Origin of the sequence: Actinophytocola oryzae (assembly GCF_004364325.1) — a bacterium.
Classification (GTDB): domain Bacteria; phylum Actinomycetota; class Actinomycetes; order Mycobacteriales; family Pseudonocardiaceae; genus Actinophytocola; species Actinophytocola oryzae.
Map to the genome: position 1 here is coordinate 360766 of NZ_SOCP01000009.1, position 14644 is coordinate 375409.

Annotated in this window: 10 protein-coding genes; 1 reads left to right on the plus strand and 9 read right to left on the minus strand. The window is 72.0% G+C overall.

Annotation, left to right across the window (positions count from 1 at the left end; genetic code table 11):
• Window positions 1-37: 37 nt before the first annotated feature.
• The 6 genes from CLV71_RS25045 to CLV71_RS25075 form a co-directional block, all read right to left on the minus strand.
• A complete protein-coding gene (locus CLV71_RS25045; RefSeq protein ID WP_133905265.1) occupies window positions 38-1012 on the minus strand; it encodes a YihY/virulence factor BrkB family protein in 975 nt (324 codons plus the stop codon).
• An 84-nt stretch (window positions 1013-1096) separates the two neighbouring features.
• Window positions 1097-2398 (minus strand): cation:proton antiporter domain-containing protein, encoded by a 1302-nt coding sequence (locus tag CLV71_RS25050; protein WP_133905266.1) that lies wholly within the window; start codon window positions 2396-2398, stop codon window positions 1097-1099.
• A complete protein-coding gene (locus tag CLV71_RS25055; RefSeq protein ID WP_133905267.1) occupies window positions 2395-3777 on the minus strand; it encodes a cytochrome P450 in 1383 nt (460 codons plus the stop codon). The genes CLV71_RS25050 and CLV71_RS25055 overlap by 4 nt, the downstream gene beginning before the upstream one ends.
• On the minus strand, window positions 3768-4859 hold the full coding sequence (locus tag CLV71_RS25060; protein WP_133905268.1) for an alpha-hydroxy acid oxidase: 1092 nt from the start codon (window positions 4857-4859) through the stop codon (window positions 3768-3770). Before CLV71_RS25060 ends, CLV71_RS25055 begins: the two co-directional genes overlap by 10 nt.
• Window positions 4856-7897, minus strand: a complete 3042-nt coding sequence (locus CLV71_RS25065; protein WP_243866689.1) for an AMP-binding protein — start codon at window positions 7895-7897, stop codon at window positions 4856-4858. Before CLV71_RS25065 ends, CLV71_RS25060 begins: the two co-directional genes overlap by 4 nt.
• Entirely contained in the window at window positions 7884-9434 is a 1551-nt protein-coding gene (locus CLV71_RS25075) for an FAD-dependent oxidoreductase (RefSeq protein WP_133905269.1), read from the minus strand. The genes CLV71_RS25065 and CLV71_RS25075 overlap by 14 nt, the downstream gene beginning before the upstream one ends.
• Before the next feature lie 63 nt (window positions 9435-9497).
• On the opposite strand from CLV71_RS25075, the gene CLV71_RS25080 reads away from it, so the two are divergent.
• Window positions 9498-10997 (plus strand): aromatic amino acid ammonia-lyase, encoded by a 1500-nt coding sequence (locus tag CLV71_RS25080; RefSeq protein WP_208297739.1) that lies wholly within the window; start codon window positions 9498-9500, stop codon window positions 10995-10997.
• Here the strand turns inward: CLV71_RS25080 and CLV71_RS25085 are convergent.
• The 3 genes from CLV71_RS25085 to CLV71_RS25095 all read right to left on the minus strand — a co-directional run bounded on the left by CLV71_RS25085 (window position 10978) and on the right by CLV71_RS25095 (window position 14624).
• Window positions 10978-12258, minus strand: a complete 1281-nt coding sequence (locus tag CLV71_RS25085; RefSeq protein ID WP_208297740.1) for a sensor histidine kinase — start codon at window positions 12256-12258, stop codon at window positions 10978-10980. The genes CLV71_RS25080 and CLV71_RS25085 overlap by 20 nt on opposite strands.
• On the minus strand, window positions 12255-12902 hold the full coding sequence (locus tag CLV71_RS25090) for a response regulator transcription factor (RefSeq protein WP_133905351.1): 648 nt from the start codon (window positions 12900-12902) through the stop codon (window positions 12255-12257). Before CLV71_RS25090 ends, CLV71_RS25085 begins: the two co-directional genes overlap by 4 nt.
• A gap of 273 nt (window positions 12903-13175) precedes the next feature.
• Window positions 13176-14624, minus strand: a complete 1449-nt coding sequence (locus CLV71_RS25095; RefSeq protein WP_133905270.1) for an MFS transporter — start codon at window positions 14622-14624, stop codon at window positions 13176-13178.
• Window positions 14625-14644: the final 20 nt, after the last annotated feature.

Consider the following 14644-nt stretch of genomic DNA (forward strand, 5'->3'; position numbering starts at 1 on the left):
GAAACCGTAGGCGCACGGGACTGGGGAGAACCCCAGCTCATCGCTCGCGGGTCGCGGCGTCCCGCTCGTCGTCGTCCAGGGCGCGGTCGTCGCGCAGGCCGACGAAGGGCTCGTCGTCCTCGGGGTGACCGGCCTCGATGGCGCGGCCGCGGTGCAGCTCCGCGTCGAACTCGGCACCCAGCAGCACGGCGATGTTGGAGATCCACAGCCACACCAGGAAGATCACGACCCCGGCGAGGCTGCCGTAGGTCTTGTTGTACGACGAGAAGTTGGCCACGTAGAAGGCGAAACCCGCCGAGGCCGCGCCCCACAGGACGACGGCAAGGATGCCGCCGGGGCTGACCCAGCGGACACCGGCCTGTTTCGCGTTGGGCGTCGCCCAGTACAGCAGGGCGAGGATCTGGCTGATGATGATCACCAGCACCGGCCACTTGACGATGTTCCACACGGTGACCGCCGTCGACCCCATCCCGACGAGGTCGCCGACGTACTCGGCGACGCCGCCGGTGAGCACGACGATGAGCACGCTCGCGGTGAGCAGGATCGCGACGACGATCGTGACCCCGAGCCGGATCGGGACCGTCTTCCAGACGGGCCGCCCCTCCGGCACGTCGTAGATCGCGTTGGAGGCACGCATGAACGCGCCGACGTAGTTGGACGCCGACCACAGACCGCCCGCCAGGCCGACGATGGCGAGCACGCCTGCCGTGTTCTGCGAGTGCTGCAGGTTGTGCGTCGCGTTGACGAGGAGGTCACGCACGGCGTCCGGTGCGGCACCGCCGATGTCACTGACCACCTTGTCGATCGTGGACTGTCCGAAGAGGCCGAGTAAGGAGACCACGACCAGCAGGCCGGGGAAGATCGACAACACGCTGTAGTAGGTGAGCGCGGCGGCCCAGTCGGTGAGGTTGTCCTCGTTGAACTCCCGCACGGTCCGCTTGACCACCTGCCACCACGAGCCGCGGTCGAGGTCGGTCGGTCCCTTGGGCGGCCTGGGTGATCGGTTTCTCATCGGTCCTCCGTGCGTGCGGTGGGGTGCGCACGCAGGGGTAACCGCCGCCACGAGGAACAAACCGAACCACGCCGGAGACCGGCGTCAACGGGTGTTCGGCACGCCTGTCGGAACCGGTGGGGGCGCGGCCGGGGTGTCCAACGCCTCGCGGTCGAGGCCGTCCGGCAGGGACTTCCGGTAGATCGGCATTGCCGCGGCGGTGGTCACGATCGCCACGAGGACGAGGATCGCGAACAGCTCCGGGGTCACCATGTCGTGGGCGAGCCCGATGTTGATGAAGATCAGGATCATCAGCCCCCGCGCGTTCATCAGGCCGCCCACCGCCGACGCGTAACGCCACGAGAAACCCTGCAGGCGCACCACGGACGCGCACCCGAGGTACTTGCCCGCGAAGGCCGCCAGCATGATCGCCGCGAGGGGCACCCACAGCGCACCACCCGCGCCGAAACCGGACACCTGGGTGTTGAGACCGGTGAAGGCGAAGAAGACCGGCAGCAGCAGGATCGAGTTCAGGTCCGTCAGCCGGGTCTCCAGCTCTCGGCGCACCGTCGGCGACTGCGGCATCGCGAGGCCCATGATGAACCCGCCGAACACCGAGAACACGCCGATGTAGTCGGTGAACCACCCCGCCACCAGCACCAGGAACAGGATCAGCGCCATCACGTCCCTGGTCATCACGCCCTGGCGCTCCACCCGCTCGCCCAGCCTGCCCAGCAGCCTGCGCCCGACGGTGAGCATCAGCACCGCGAACACCGCGGCCCCCGCCACCGTGTCCAGCGCGTCCAGCGGGCTGCCCGCCGACCCGACCGCGATGATCACCGCGAGGATGCCCCACGCCACCGCGTCGTCGATGGCCGCCGCGACCAGGGTCAGGCCGCCGATCGGGGTGTTCGCTATGCCGCGCTCCTGCAGGATCCTGGCCAGCATCGGGAACGCCGTGATCGACAGCGCGCCGCCGACGAACAGCATGTACACCCAGATGCTCGTCCCTTTCGGGCTGAGGCTGCCGAAGAAGGGCGCCGCCACGGCCGCGCCCAACAGGAAGGTCGGCACGATGCCCGACACCGCGAGCACCGACGCCCGCCGCATGTTCCGCCCGCCGGTGAGCCCGTGGTCGAGCGACGCACCGACCAGGAACATGTAGAACGTGAGCCCGATCGTGCTCAGCACGTAGAGCACGCCCTTGACGTCGGCGGGGAACAGCTGTGCCTGCACGTCGGGCGCCACCGCACCCAGCAGCGCGGGGCCGAGCAGCACGCCGGCGACCATCTCGCCGACCACCCTCGGCTGTCCGACGAGCATGATCAGGCGCCCGCACAGCGTGGTCGCGGCGAGGACCACCGCCAGCGCGCCGAACACCTTCAACGCGAACTCGATCTGGTTCACTTGGCGACCTCCAGGGTCTCGCGGCGCACAGGGCAGCCCTGCGTGTCGTGGGCGTCGAAGTAGCGGCCCGCCATGCGCAGCCTGCGGGCGTCGATGACCATCCAGGTGCCGAGGACGAGCTGGACGAGGCTGAGCCACACGTCCTCCCACCGGTCCCGCACGCGCAGTGCCGCGCCGAACACGGCCAGCCGCCACGCGGGCAGCGGCGCACCGGCCCGGACGAGCAGGCACGGCCCCCTGCTTGGCAGCGAGCGCGTGTGCGCGACCGTGGAGTGGAGGGTGACGCGGGCCAGCACCTCACGGGTCGCCGCCCGCAGCGCGAGCGGGGACAGCCGCCACGCGGGACAGGGCCGGTTGGCGGCGACGCCGAACGGGATGTGGTGCGCGTTCCTGGCCGACACGCGTGTCCAGCGGTCCGGGTCGAACACGTCGGGATGGGTGTGACCGCTGCTGTGGTAGACGGGATAGCTGAAGCACAGCACCGTGCCGGGCGGGATCGTGGTCCGCTCGTCCAGTGCGATGTCGCCGGTCGTGATCCGGTGCGCGATGCCGAACAGCGGGTAGAGCCGCATCGTCTCGTCGAGGACGTGCGCGAAGTACCGGTCGTCACGCAGCGCTCGCCCGGCCACGTCGGGGTGCTGGGCGAGCACGAGCAGCAGGTGCGCCATCGCCTCGGACATCTGCACGACGGCGGTGTTGAAGAACGTGCCCTGCAGGTAGTGCACCTGCTCGGTGGGGGACAGGCTCGCGGGCAGCGGCCGGCGCACGTCGCCTGCGGCGACCCGGCGGGCGAGGTAGCGGGTCAGCCGGGCCCGCCGCGCCGGGTGGCGGAGCCCGGTGCACTTCAACGAGGTCACGACGTCGTCGGCGTGGCCGACGATCAGGTCCCGCGCGCCGCGGGGGCAGGGCTCACCGAACACCAGCTCGTGGAAGTACTCCGCCCACACCGGCATCATCAGGTCACGCAGCCGCACCAGCGTCACGCGCCCGGTGACCAGCTCGTCGAGCACCCGCCCGGCGCAGCGGGCCGCGGCGGCCGACAGTGCCTCGCTCGTGCCGGACAGCAGCGCGAGGGTCGTGTGTGCCACGTCGTCGTAGCGCGGGCCCGGCTCCAGGTGCTCCTGGTGCACCTCCGGGCCGGGGGAGAGCCAGTACCAGAACAGGTCGGAGAGCCCGGCGCCCCTGCTGCGGCCGTTCGCGGCCGGGTGGCCGTAGACCTCGCGGAAGCGTTCCGGGCCGACGGCCTCGTTGGGGAACGTGATCGCGTCGTCCCCGTTGACCTTCTGGAACACCCTGGCACGCAGCGCGACCACCCGCGCGGGCAGCCAGCGCGGCGCGGTCAGCACCGCGGCGGCGGTGAGCAGCGGGATCACCCGCACCGGCCCGTCACCCCCGTCCCACGGGTGACGACCAGGTCGCGGGTCAGGTCGGCGAGGCCCCGGCCGCCGCACAACGCCAGGACGTGGTCGAACTCGTCGCGCAGGGCGTCGAGCACCCGCGCCACACCGGCCTCGCCGTCCGCGGCGAGCCCCCACAGCACCGGTCTGCCGACCCCGACCGCCGCGGCGCCGAGTGCCAGCGCCACGGCCACGTCGCCGCCCCCGCGCACCCCGCCGTCGAGCACCACCGGCACCCGCCCCTCGACCGCGTCCACCACGGCCGGCAGTGCCTCGACCGCCGCGGGCGCGAGGTCGGACTGCCGGCCGCCGTGGTTGGACACCACGATCCCCGCCACCCTGTGGTCGACCGCGAGCACCGCGTCCTCGGGGTGGAGCACTCCCTTGAGCCACAGGGGAAGTGACGTCAGCTCACGCAGCAGGTCGAGGTGGCGCCAGGAAACCGTCGGTGACATCCCGATGTCGAGCGTGCCGCCGAGCGGCCCGCCGGGCAGGTCGCGCATGTTCTCCGCCGCGAGACCCGGTGGCAGGTCGTGGAAGCCGTGCTCGGCGTCGCGGCGGTGCCTGCCGAAGACGGGTGAGTCGGCGGTCACCACGACGGCCGCGCAGCCCGCGTCCTCGGCCCGCCGCACCAGGCACGCCGTCACGTCGTCGTCGGTCTGCGGGTAGAGCTGGAACCAGACCGACGCGGCCGGGTCGACGGCGCGGGCGGCGGCCACCACCTCGCCGATCGCCACCGTGGCCGCCATGCCGGACACGAGGACCGTGCCCGCCGCCGCCACGGCACGTGCCGTGGCCAGCTCACCGTCGGGGTGGGCGAGGCGGTGGAACGCGGTCGGCGCGACGAGGAGCGGCATGCCGAGGTGTCCGCCGGGCAGGTCGACGCCGAGGTCGCGGGTCGCGGCACCCCGCAACACCCTCGGCAGCAGGGCGAGCCGCCGGAACGCGGCCTCGTTCTCGCCGAGCACGACCTCCTCGCCCGCACCGCCCGCGTAGTAGTCGTAGTGCACGGGGTCGAGCGCGGCGCGGGCCTTGTCGTGCAGCTCGGCGAGAACGGTGTTCACGGGGTGCCCACGGTGGTCCGCGCGAGCTGGGTGCGCAGGAACGCCAGCAGCGGCGTGCGGTGCACGTCCTCGCTGTCCCACTCGTTCTCCAGGTTCTCGGTGAGGTGGTGCTCGCCGAGAAGTTCCCCGTCGCGGAAGTGGCGCACCACGGGGTGGAGGTAGCGGCCGTCCAGCCCGCTGGTGTCCTCCTGGGACATCCGGCCGCCGCTGATGTCGAACGGGTCGACGCGGTCGTGGTCGGCGCCGTACTCCAGCGTCACCGCCAGGTACGAGTCGACGTCGCCGAAGTCGCCGCGCCCGACCGCCTCGTGCAGGTGCGCCACCGGCACCTCCTCGGCGTAGCGGATGGTCCCGTCCCGCGAGACGAGCACCGCGTCGGCCATGAACGCGAAGAGCTGCCACAGCGCGGAAGTACGGTTGACACGCTCGACGACGGCGTCGGCCACCCCGTCGGGGGTGGGGTCGAGCTGCCGGTGCGGCCACGGCACGTCGTGGTAGCGGTGTTCGAGAATCCGGTGCAGTGCACGCACTCCGTAGCGGAAGCCGTGGATGAAACCGCTCGTGGACTTCTTGAAGTCCCTTCCCTGCGTGATGGTGCCCGCGAAGAACAGGTCGGGCACGTTCACCGACTCCCAGGCCGGGGTCTGGTCGGGGAACCGGTCCCTGATCGTCAGCGCGGGCCGGCAGTCGGGCGCGAAGATCGAGGCGTCGAAACGGAACCCGGTCGCGAGGATCACGCGGTCGTAGCGGATCTCCTTGACCCGTTCGGCGACCCGCGCGAAGCTGACCGGCACGAGGTAGGAGTCGCCGTCGCGCCGGATGCTCACGATCCTGCCGTCCAGCAACGCGTTCTGGGACTTGAGCTGGTAGGTGTCGAGGAAGTTGTTGTTCACCGCGCGCAGGTGCCCGACGAAATGGGTCTGCCACGCGAACTTCAGCGAGCCGGGCCCGGCGACGTGGATGACGGCGGCGGTCTCGACGAGGTTGTCCGCGGTCTCGAACGCGGAGTTGCCGCGCCCGATGATCAGCACCCGCTGCCCGGTGAAGTCGGCGGGGTCGACCGAGACCTCGTCGTACCGCTCGGCGTGCTCGACCCCCTCGATGTCGGGCACGTACGGCTTCGACACGCCGGTCGCCACGATGATCCTTCGTGCCCGGTAGGTGTCGCCGCGCTGGTCGCGCACCACGAAGTCGTCCGGCCTCGCGACCGACTCGACGCGCGTGCCGTACCGGATCGGCAGGTCGTGCTTGGTGGCGAAGTCGGACAGGTAGCGCACCATGTCCTCCGCCGCCGGGAAGTAGCGCGGGGTGTAGGCGGTGAACAGCAGCGACGGGTCGTCGCAGAGCAGCGAGTTCCAGTCGGTCCGCAGGTTCAGCTCCGGGTCCGTCCAGCCGGTGTTGGGCTTGTTGATGGAGATCAGCGTGCGGTGGCGGGGGAAGCGGGTGAAGAACGCGCCGGGCACGTCGCCCGCCTCGAGCACCAGGTGGTCCCGGCCCGCCCGGGAGAGCAGGTAGGACGCCTGCAGACCGGCCGGGCCCGCGCCGATGACGAGACACTCCGTCGAAACCTCGCTGGACACCACTAGCTCCTCACGTCTTGGAAGGGACGGCAGCAGCCGCTTGTCGGGCTTGCCGCTCGGCGCGACCGGCGCCTCCGCGATGGCGGTCACCCGCACCGGCGCGCACGCCGGACCGAGCCGGGCGGTGACGAGGGCACGCAGCGCCGCCGGGTCGGGGGTCCGGCCGGGGGCGGGCACCACGAACGCGTGCACGGCCTCGCCGGTGTCCTCGTCCGGCGCGGCGACCACGTACGCCTCGGCCACGTCCGGGTGCTCCGCGATGACCCGCTCGATCGGCCCGGCGTAGTGGAGGTTGGCGTTCACGATCACGACGTCACGGGTGCGGCCCGTCAGGTACAGGCGGCCGGCGCCGTCGAGGTGGCCGAGGTCGCGGGTGCGCACCCAGCCGTCCGCGAACACCTCGGCCGACCTCGCCGGGTCGTCCCAGTAGCGGGCCGCCTGGGCGGGGGTGCGGACGAACAGCTCGCCGTCGGTCCCCACCGGGACGGGACGTCCTCGGGCGTCACGCACCTCCACGTCGACCGAGGTGGGCGGGACGCCGACCGACCCGGGCGGGTCGTGCGGGGTGGCCATGGCGATCGTGCCGGTCTCGGTCTGGCCGTAGCCGTGGAACACGACCGGCCCCAGCACGTCGAGGGCCTCGCGGTGGCGGTCGGCCGAGAGCGGCGACCCGGACACCATCAGCGCACGCAACGTCGAGAGGTCCGCGGGAGTACGGCGCTGCGCGGCGACGAGCTTCGCCAGGCGTGGCACGGTGACCACGCTCGCCGACGCGCGGTGGCGGGTGATCGCGTCCGGCAGCGCGGGCCGGTCGGCGACGACCACGGTCCCGCCCGAGACGACGGTGAGCACGGCGTACTCGAACATCACCTGGCTCGACAGCGACCCGAACACGAGGTAGCGGTCCAGCCGGGACGCCAGCTCCCGGATCGCGTGCGGCCACGCGTCCGGGCGCGCGGTCCACGCCGCCGCCATCGCGCCGTAGGTCTGCGCACACGCCTTGGGGACACCGGTGCTGCCGCTGGTGTGGATCAGCCGCGCCACGTCCTGCGCCCGGCCGTCGAGCCGCGTCGGACCGGCCGCCGTCGCGCACAGGGCGCCGACGGTGAGGGCGCCCCCGCTGTCACGGTCGCTGACGACCGCGGTGATGTCGAGCCCGAGGAGGTGGCGCACCTGCGCGTCCGGCAGGCCCGGCCGCACGCCGACCACCCTGGCCCCCACGGCGTGCGCGGCGAGGATGGCGGCGAACGCCTCCGGGTGGACCCCCAGCAGGAGCGCGACCCCGTCGCCGGGGCCGACCTCGTGTGCCCGGAGCCCGGCCGCGATCCGGTCGACGAGGTCCAGCAGCTCCGCGCCGGTGACCACGCGGTCGCCGTGTTCGAACACCGGCCGGTCGCCCCCGTTCCCGAGCGCGTCGAGCACCGCCCCCGGGAACGGGCCGGTCTCAGGCCCCGGCAAGGCATTCCTTCACGAACACGGCCAGCGGCTGCTGGTGCACGGTAGGCAGGTCCCAGTGGTTCTCGAGGTTCTCGGCGAGGTGGTGGGTCGCGGCGAGCGTGCCGTCCCGGTAGTGGCGCACCACCGGGTGCAGGTAGCTCGCGTCGTGCGCGTTCGCCGCGTCGTTCTCCGCGACGCGCGGGATGGAGATGTCGAACGGGTCCACGGTGTCGTGGTCGGGCCCGTACTCCAGCGTCGCGACGAACCGGTGCTCGGCGGGCCCGAGGCCGCCGTCGGCGACGTAGGCCACCGGCACCTCCTCCTCGTAGTGGGCGGACCCGCCGGAGACGGTCACGACGTCGCCGATGACCGCGAACTGCTGCCACAGCGCGGAGGACCGGTTCACCCTGGCCACGATCGCGTCGGCGATCGCGTCCGGCGCCGGGTCCAGCACGGTCGACGGCCACGGGGTGTCGTGGTGGCGGGCCGCGAGGATCCGGTGCAGCGCGCGGGCTCCGTAGCGGAAGCCGTGGATGAACCCGTTGGTGGACTTCTTGAAGTCGCGCTGCTGGGTGAGGGTGCCCGCGAAGTAGAGGCCGGGCACCGTGGTCGACTCGTAGGCCGGGGTCTGCTCGGGGAACCGGTCGTCGATCACCAGTGCGGGGCGGGCGCTGTCGTCGAACACCGAGGCGTCGAACCGGAACCCGGTGCACGCGATGATCCGGTCGTACTCCAGCTCCCGCAGCTTCTCCACCGTGCGGGCGTAGCGGAACAGGACCCGGAATCCGCCGCCCGCGCGGGGTTCGATGCGCTCGACCGTGCCGTCCAGCACGGCGTTCTCCGACTTGAGCTGGTAGGTGTCGAGGAAGTTGTTGTTCACCGCGCGCAGGTGTCCGACGTAGTGGGTCTGCCAGGCGAGCTTCACCGAGTGCGGGCCCGCGAGGTGGATCACCGCGGCGTGCTCGACGAGCGCGTCGGCGGTCTCGAAGCCGGAGTTGCCCTTGCCGATGACCAGTACCCGCTGGTCGGTGTAGGTCGCGGGGTCGGTGTCGAAGGTGTCGTAGCGTTCGGCGTGCTCGATGCCGGGGATCGGCGGTACGTGCAACCGGGAGACGCCGGTGGCCACGACGACACGGGCCGCCCGTCGGGTCCGTCCACCGTGGTCGGTGACGGCGAACCCGTCGTCGTCGCGGGAGATCCGCGTGACCTCGGTGTCGTAGTGCACCCGGACCCCGGTGGCCGAGGCGAAGTCGGCGAGGTAGCGCACCATGTCGTCGGCGTGGGGGAAGTACCGGGGGCTGTAGCGGGTGAAGAGCAGCTCGGGATCGTCGGACAGCAGGGAGTTCCAGTCCATGCGCATCCGCTGCTCCGGGTCGGCGTACCCGGTGTGCACCTTGTTGATCGAGATGAGGGTGCGGTGTCGCGGGTAGCGGGAGAAGAAGGTTCCCGGCCCGGCGCCGCGTTCGAGCACGGCGTAGTCGCGACCGTCGCGTTCGGCCAGCGCGGCGAGCTGCAGCCCCGCGGGCCCGGCCCCGATGATCAGGTAGTCGTGCGCCATGTGGTCGGAAGCTACCCACCCGATCTCAGAACACTCTGAGATCGGCCGCCTACGGTCAGTGCCGTGCCCACAACCGTATCGACCGCCGCTCCAGTCGACCTCGCGGCCGCGTTGCGCCGCGACGACCTGCGCCGCGCGGCCACCCCGCTACCCGTCCTGGCAGGCGAGGAGGTACGCGCGCGGGTGGATCGCGGCCGTGAGTACCTGCGGTCCGTGCTGGCCGACAACGACCGGCCGGTGTACGGCGCGAAGACCGGTTTCGGCGCGCTGGTCGGCTTCGCGGGCCGTGCGCAGGAGGCCGACCAGTGCGACAACACGCTCGCGCACCTCGGCGCGGGCCAGGGCCCGGACCTGCCCGCCGACATCACCCGCGCGGCGCTGCTGGTCCGCACGTGGTCGCTCGCGCGGGGCGTCTCCGGTGTCTCGTGGCACGTGGTGGACGGTCTGGCGGCGATGTTCGCGACGACGTTCGTCCCCGCGGTCCCGCGTTACGGTTCCGTCGGTGCGAGCGGTGACCTCATCCCGCTCGCCTACGCCGCACAGGCACTGCGCGGCCGCGGCCACGCCTACGTCGACGGCGAGCGGCTCCCGGCCGCGCAGGCACTCGACCGCGCAGGCCTCGTCCCGCTCATCCTCGACGGCCGCGACGCGCTGGCGCTGGTCAACGGCACGTCGCTGACGACGGCGGCCACGGGGCTCGCACTCGACAGCGTCCGGGCCGCACACCGCGCACTCGGCGACCTCACCTGCCTGCTCGCCGACATCCTCGGCAGCGATCCGGGGTTCCTCGACGCCCGCCTGATCACCGCGTACGGCCACGCGGGCGCGACCGACGTCGCCGAGCGGATGCGTGCGGTGATCGCGGGCACCGTGCCGAGCGGCGCGCGTCCGTTGCAGGAGCCCTACAGCATCCGGTGTGCCCCGCAGCTGCTCGGCGCCGCGGAGGACGCACTGCGGTACGTGGACGGCGTGGTGGCCGCGGACCTCGGTGGCGTCAGCGACAACCCGCTGTTCTTCCCGGGCGAGGACCTCGTCGCACACGGCGGCAACTTCTTCGGCCAGCCGGCGGCCTACGCGGCCGACGTGCTCGCGATGGTGACCGCGTCGCTCGGCAACCTCGCCGAGCGCCAGCTCGACCTGCTCGTCGACCCGACGCGCAACACCGGGCTGCCGCCCATGCTCGCCGCGGGCCCCGGCCGGCAGCACGGGCTGCAGGGCGTGCAGCTCGCGACGACCGCGTTGGTGGCCGAGATCCGGCGTGCCGTGCTGCCCGCGAGCACCCAGAGCCTGCCGACCAACCTGCACAACCAGGACGTCGTGCCGTTCGGCACCCAGGCCGCACTGCGCGCGTACGACAGCGCCGAGCTGCTGCGGCTGCTGTGTGGCTCCCTCGCACTCGGGCTGCGCCAGGCCGTCCACGTGGGCGGGCGCCAGCCGACCGCGGCGGCGTGTGCCGCACTGTTCGACACGCTCGCCGACGCCATCGCGCCGGTCGACCCGGACCGACCGCTCGACGCCGACGTGCGCCTCGCGGCCGACCTGGTCACGGGGACGCGGTCCTGACCCGGGTGCCGACCTCCGGCACGGCCTCGGCGCGGGACGCCGACGCCGGCAACCTCATCGTGAACCGGGCGCCGCCGCCCGGCCGTCCGCTCGCCTCGACCGTGCCGCCGTGGCTCGTCACGACCTCGCGCAGCAGTGCGAGCCCCAGCCCGAACCGGCGCTCCGGCTCGCCGGGCCCCCGGTGGAACCGGTCGAACAGCCGTTCCGCGTCCACCGGGTCGAAGCCCTCGCCGGTGTCCACCACGGTGAGCTCCACGAACCCGTCCGCCGTGCGCCCGATGCGCACGTCGATCCGGCCGTGCGGGGTGTGGCGCACCGCGTTCGCCAGCAGCTCGTCCACCGCACGCCGCAACGCCGTCTCGACGCCTGTGACGACCATCGGCCCGGCCGAGGGGTCGACGGACAGCGTCACGTGCCGTTCACCCGCCCGGTCGGCCTCCGTCGCCACCGCGGCCTCCGCCACACCGGCCAGGTCGACGGCGCGTCCGTCGAGACGCCCGGCCTCCTCGGACAGCCGCGCCGACAGCAGCAGGTCCTCGACCACGTCCGCGAGCCCGCCGATCGAGCCGGCGAGCTTGTCGAGCCCCTGCCGGTGGTCCTCGGGCAGGTGAGCCGCCGCGGCTCGCCGCGCGAGCAGCTGGGCCCTCGTGTGCGCTCGCGCGATCGGTGTCCGCAGCTCGTGGCTCGCGTCGGTGACGAACCGCCGCTGCCTGGCCAGTGCTTCCGCCAGCGGCGCGACCGCCCGCCTGCCGACCAGGAGCCCGGTGATGGCCGCCGCCAGCAGACCACCGACCTCCGCGATCACCAGTGCCAGCAGGAGGTGTTGCCGGTCCGCGATCTGGTAGCGGGTGTCGAACACCGCCTGCACGGTGCTGTCACCGGGGCCGGCCCGGGTGAGCACCAGGTACTCCGTGCCGTTGCGCTCGACGGTCCGCTCCACCGTTCTGCCCGTGGCCCGCACGGCGTCGAGGTCGGAACGCAGTGGAAACCCCTGGGGCGCCGGCAGCACGCCGCCGTCGACCACACCGTTGTCCAGCGCGAACAGCCAGGTGCACCCCGGCGGGGTGGCGGGGGTCCCGTGCTCGGCGTTGTACTCCAGCTCACGGGCGACCTGCGTGTCCTGCGCGTGCACCATCACCGCATACGCGATCCCGCCGACGACCACCACCAGGAGCGTGATCGCCAGCCCGACCAACACGCTGACCCGCAGGCGTGCCCGCCGGATCACCACCCGCTCCGCCTCGGCCCACGAACGGTTCACAACTCCCCCAACCGGTAACCGAGTCCCTTCACCGTGCGCACCACCGTGCGGCCGAGCTTGGCACGCAGGTAGTACACGTAGGTGTCCACGATCGATGGCGCGGCCGCGTCGCGGAACACCGTCCGCCGCAACGACGTCCGCGTGTGCACCGTGTCCGGGTGGGTCGCGAGCACCCGCAGCAGCGCGAACTCCCTGGACGAGAGCGGCACCCTGGCACCGTCGGGCAGCACTGCCTCGCGCTGCCCCACATCGAGTTGGCCCGCGCCGATCCTCAGCACATCGGTCAGTTCGAGGGCGCGCCTGCACAACGCACGCAGCCGCGCGCTCAGCTCGTCGAGGTCGAACGGCTTCACCAGGTAGTCGTCCGCGCCCGCGTCGAGGCCGTCGATCCGGTCGTGCACGGTACCCAGCGCGGTGAGGATCAACGCCCGTGCCCGCACGGCCCTCGACCGCAGCCGTACCAACAGGTCGAGCCCGTCGAGGGCGGGCAGCCCACGGTCGATGACCACGACGTCGTAGGGGCGGGTGAGCCCGAGGTGCAGGCCCCGCTGACCGTCCAGGGCGACGTCCACGGTGTAGCCCTCGTCGCGCAACGCGGCGCAAAGCAGCTCCACGAGCTCACTGTCGTCCTCGACCAGGAGCAACCGGAAAGGGTCGGCCTGCCGGGATCGGGTGGTGCCCTGCACGGCAACAAGAATCCCACTCCGGCCCCTGCCGTCAACGTGACGGCTGCCTCACTCTCCGTGGGCAACGTGAATGTTCCGGCCACGGCTCCACGACCGGCCCCATGGGGCCGACCCCGATACCGGCCTCTGTCCGCTTCGTACCGCTCATCCGGATGCCGACCCGTCGTGTCTTCGCCCTGTTGCGGACGAGCGCAGCCGCCTGCCCGGCCACCGCCGCCACGCTCCGCGCGGTCAGCCGTCCTCCGCGGTGAGCGGTTTCGCGATGTCCTCCAGCGGTGCCTGTTCGGCCTTGATCCCGAACAGCAGCTCCGCGACGCCGCCGACGGCCATCACGACCGCGGCGATCGCGAAGCCGAGCCCGACCGTGCCCCGGTCGCCGCTGGCGGCGAGCTGCCCGAACAGCAACGGGCCCACGATGCCGCCCGCGCCGGTGCCGATCGCGTAGAAGAACGCGATCGCCAACGCCCTCGTCTCCATCGGGAAGATCTCGCTGACCGTCAGGTACGCCGAGCTGGCGCCTGCCGACGCGAGGAAGAACGTCGCCATGAGCACGCCGAGGAACACCCACACACCACCGGTCCCGGTGACGAACAACCACGTCAGGGGAACCACCAGCACCGCGGAGCCGAGGTAGGTCGTCGAGATCATCGGACGACGGCCCACGGTGTCGAACAGCCTGCCGAGCAGGACCGGGCCGAGGAAGTTGCCCAGGGCGTAGCAGACGATGAACAGCGGCACCATTCCCGACCCGACACCGTAGAAGTCGCTGAACAAGGTGCCGAGGTTGAACGTGATCCCGTTGTAGACGAACGCCTGCCCGACGAACAGTGCGAGCCCGAGGGCGGTTCGCTTGGGGTAGCGGGTGAACGCGGTGTGGGCGATCGTCCTGAAGGGGATCGTGCGGCGTTGGCGGACGGTGATCGCGGAGTCGGGTTCCGGTAGCTTCGTGCCCGAGCGCGCCGAGATGTCGTCCTCGATGCCGGTGACGATCCTCTCGGCCTCGTCCTCCTGGCCGTGGATGAACAACCACCTCGGGCTCTCCGGCACGTGCCGGCGCACGACGAGGATCACGAGCCCGAGCAGCGCGCCGATCGCGAACGCGAGCCGCCAGCCGATGTCCGCGGGGAAGATGCTGGTGTCCAGCAAGAGGATGGCCAGTCCGGCGCCGGCCGCCGCGCCCGCCCAGTACGTCCCGTTGATCACCAGGTCGACCCGGCCCCGCAGCCGGGCCGGGATGAGCTCGTCGATCGCCGAGTTGATGGCCGCGTACTCACCACCGATGCCGGCGCCGGTCGCCAGCCGCGCGATGAAGAAGTAGACGGGGGAGAAGGAGAACGCGGTCGCCACGGTGGCGGCGATGTAGACCGCGAGCGTGATGATGAAGAGCTTCTTGCGGCCGAAGCGGTCGGTGAGCTGCCCGAAGAACAGGGCGCCGAGGCACGCGCCGAGCACGTAGAACGCCGCCGCCACACCGATGTCGCCCGTGGTGATCGCGATGCCGCTGCCCTGTTCGGACAGCCGGGCCGACACCGATCCGACGATGGTCACCTCGAGCCCGTCGAGTATCCACACCGTCCCGAGTCCGATGAGGACACGCCAGTGGAAACGTGACCACGGCAGGCGGTCGAGCCGTGCCGGTATCCGCGTCTCGATCTTCTTCGTCACCACGTCCGTGCTCATCGGCCGGTCGCCATCCGTCG

Excerpts from the sequence above, each read along its gene's own strand:
- CLV71_RS25045 (WP_133905265.1), bottom strand. The coding sequence starts at position 1,012 with ATGAGAAACCGATCACCCAGGCCGCCCAAGGGACCGACCGACCTCGAC.
- CLV71_RS25075 (WP_133905269.1), bottom strand. The coding sequence starts at position 9,434 with ATGGCGCACGACTACCTGATCATCGGGGCCGGGCCCGCGGGGCTGCAG.
- CLV71_RS25095 (WP_133905270.1), bottom strand. The coding sequence starts at position 14,624 with ATGAGCACGGACGTGGTGACGAAGAAGATCGAGACGCGGATACCGGCA.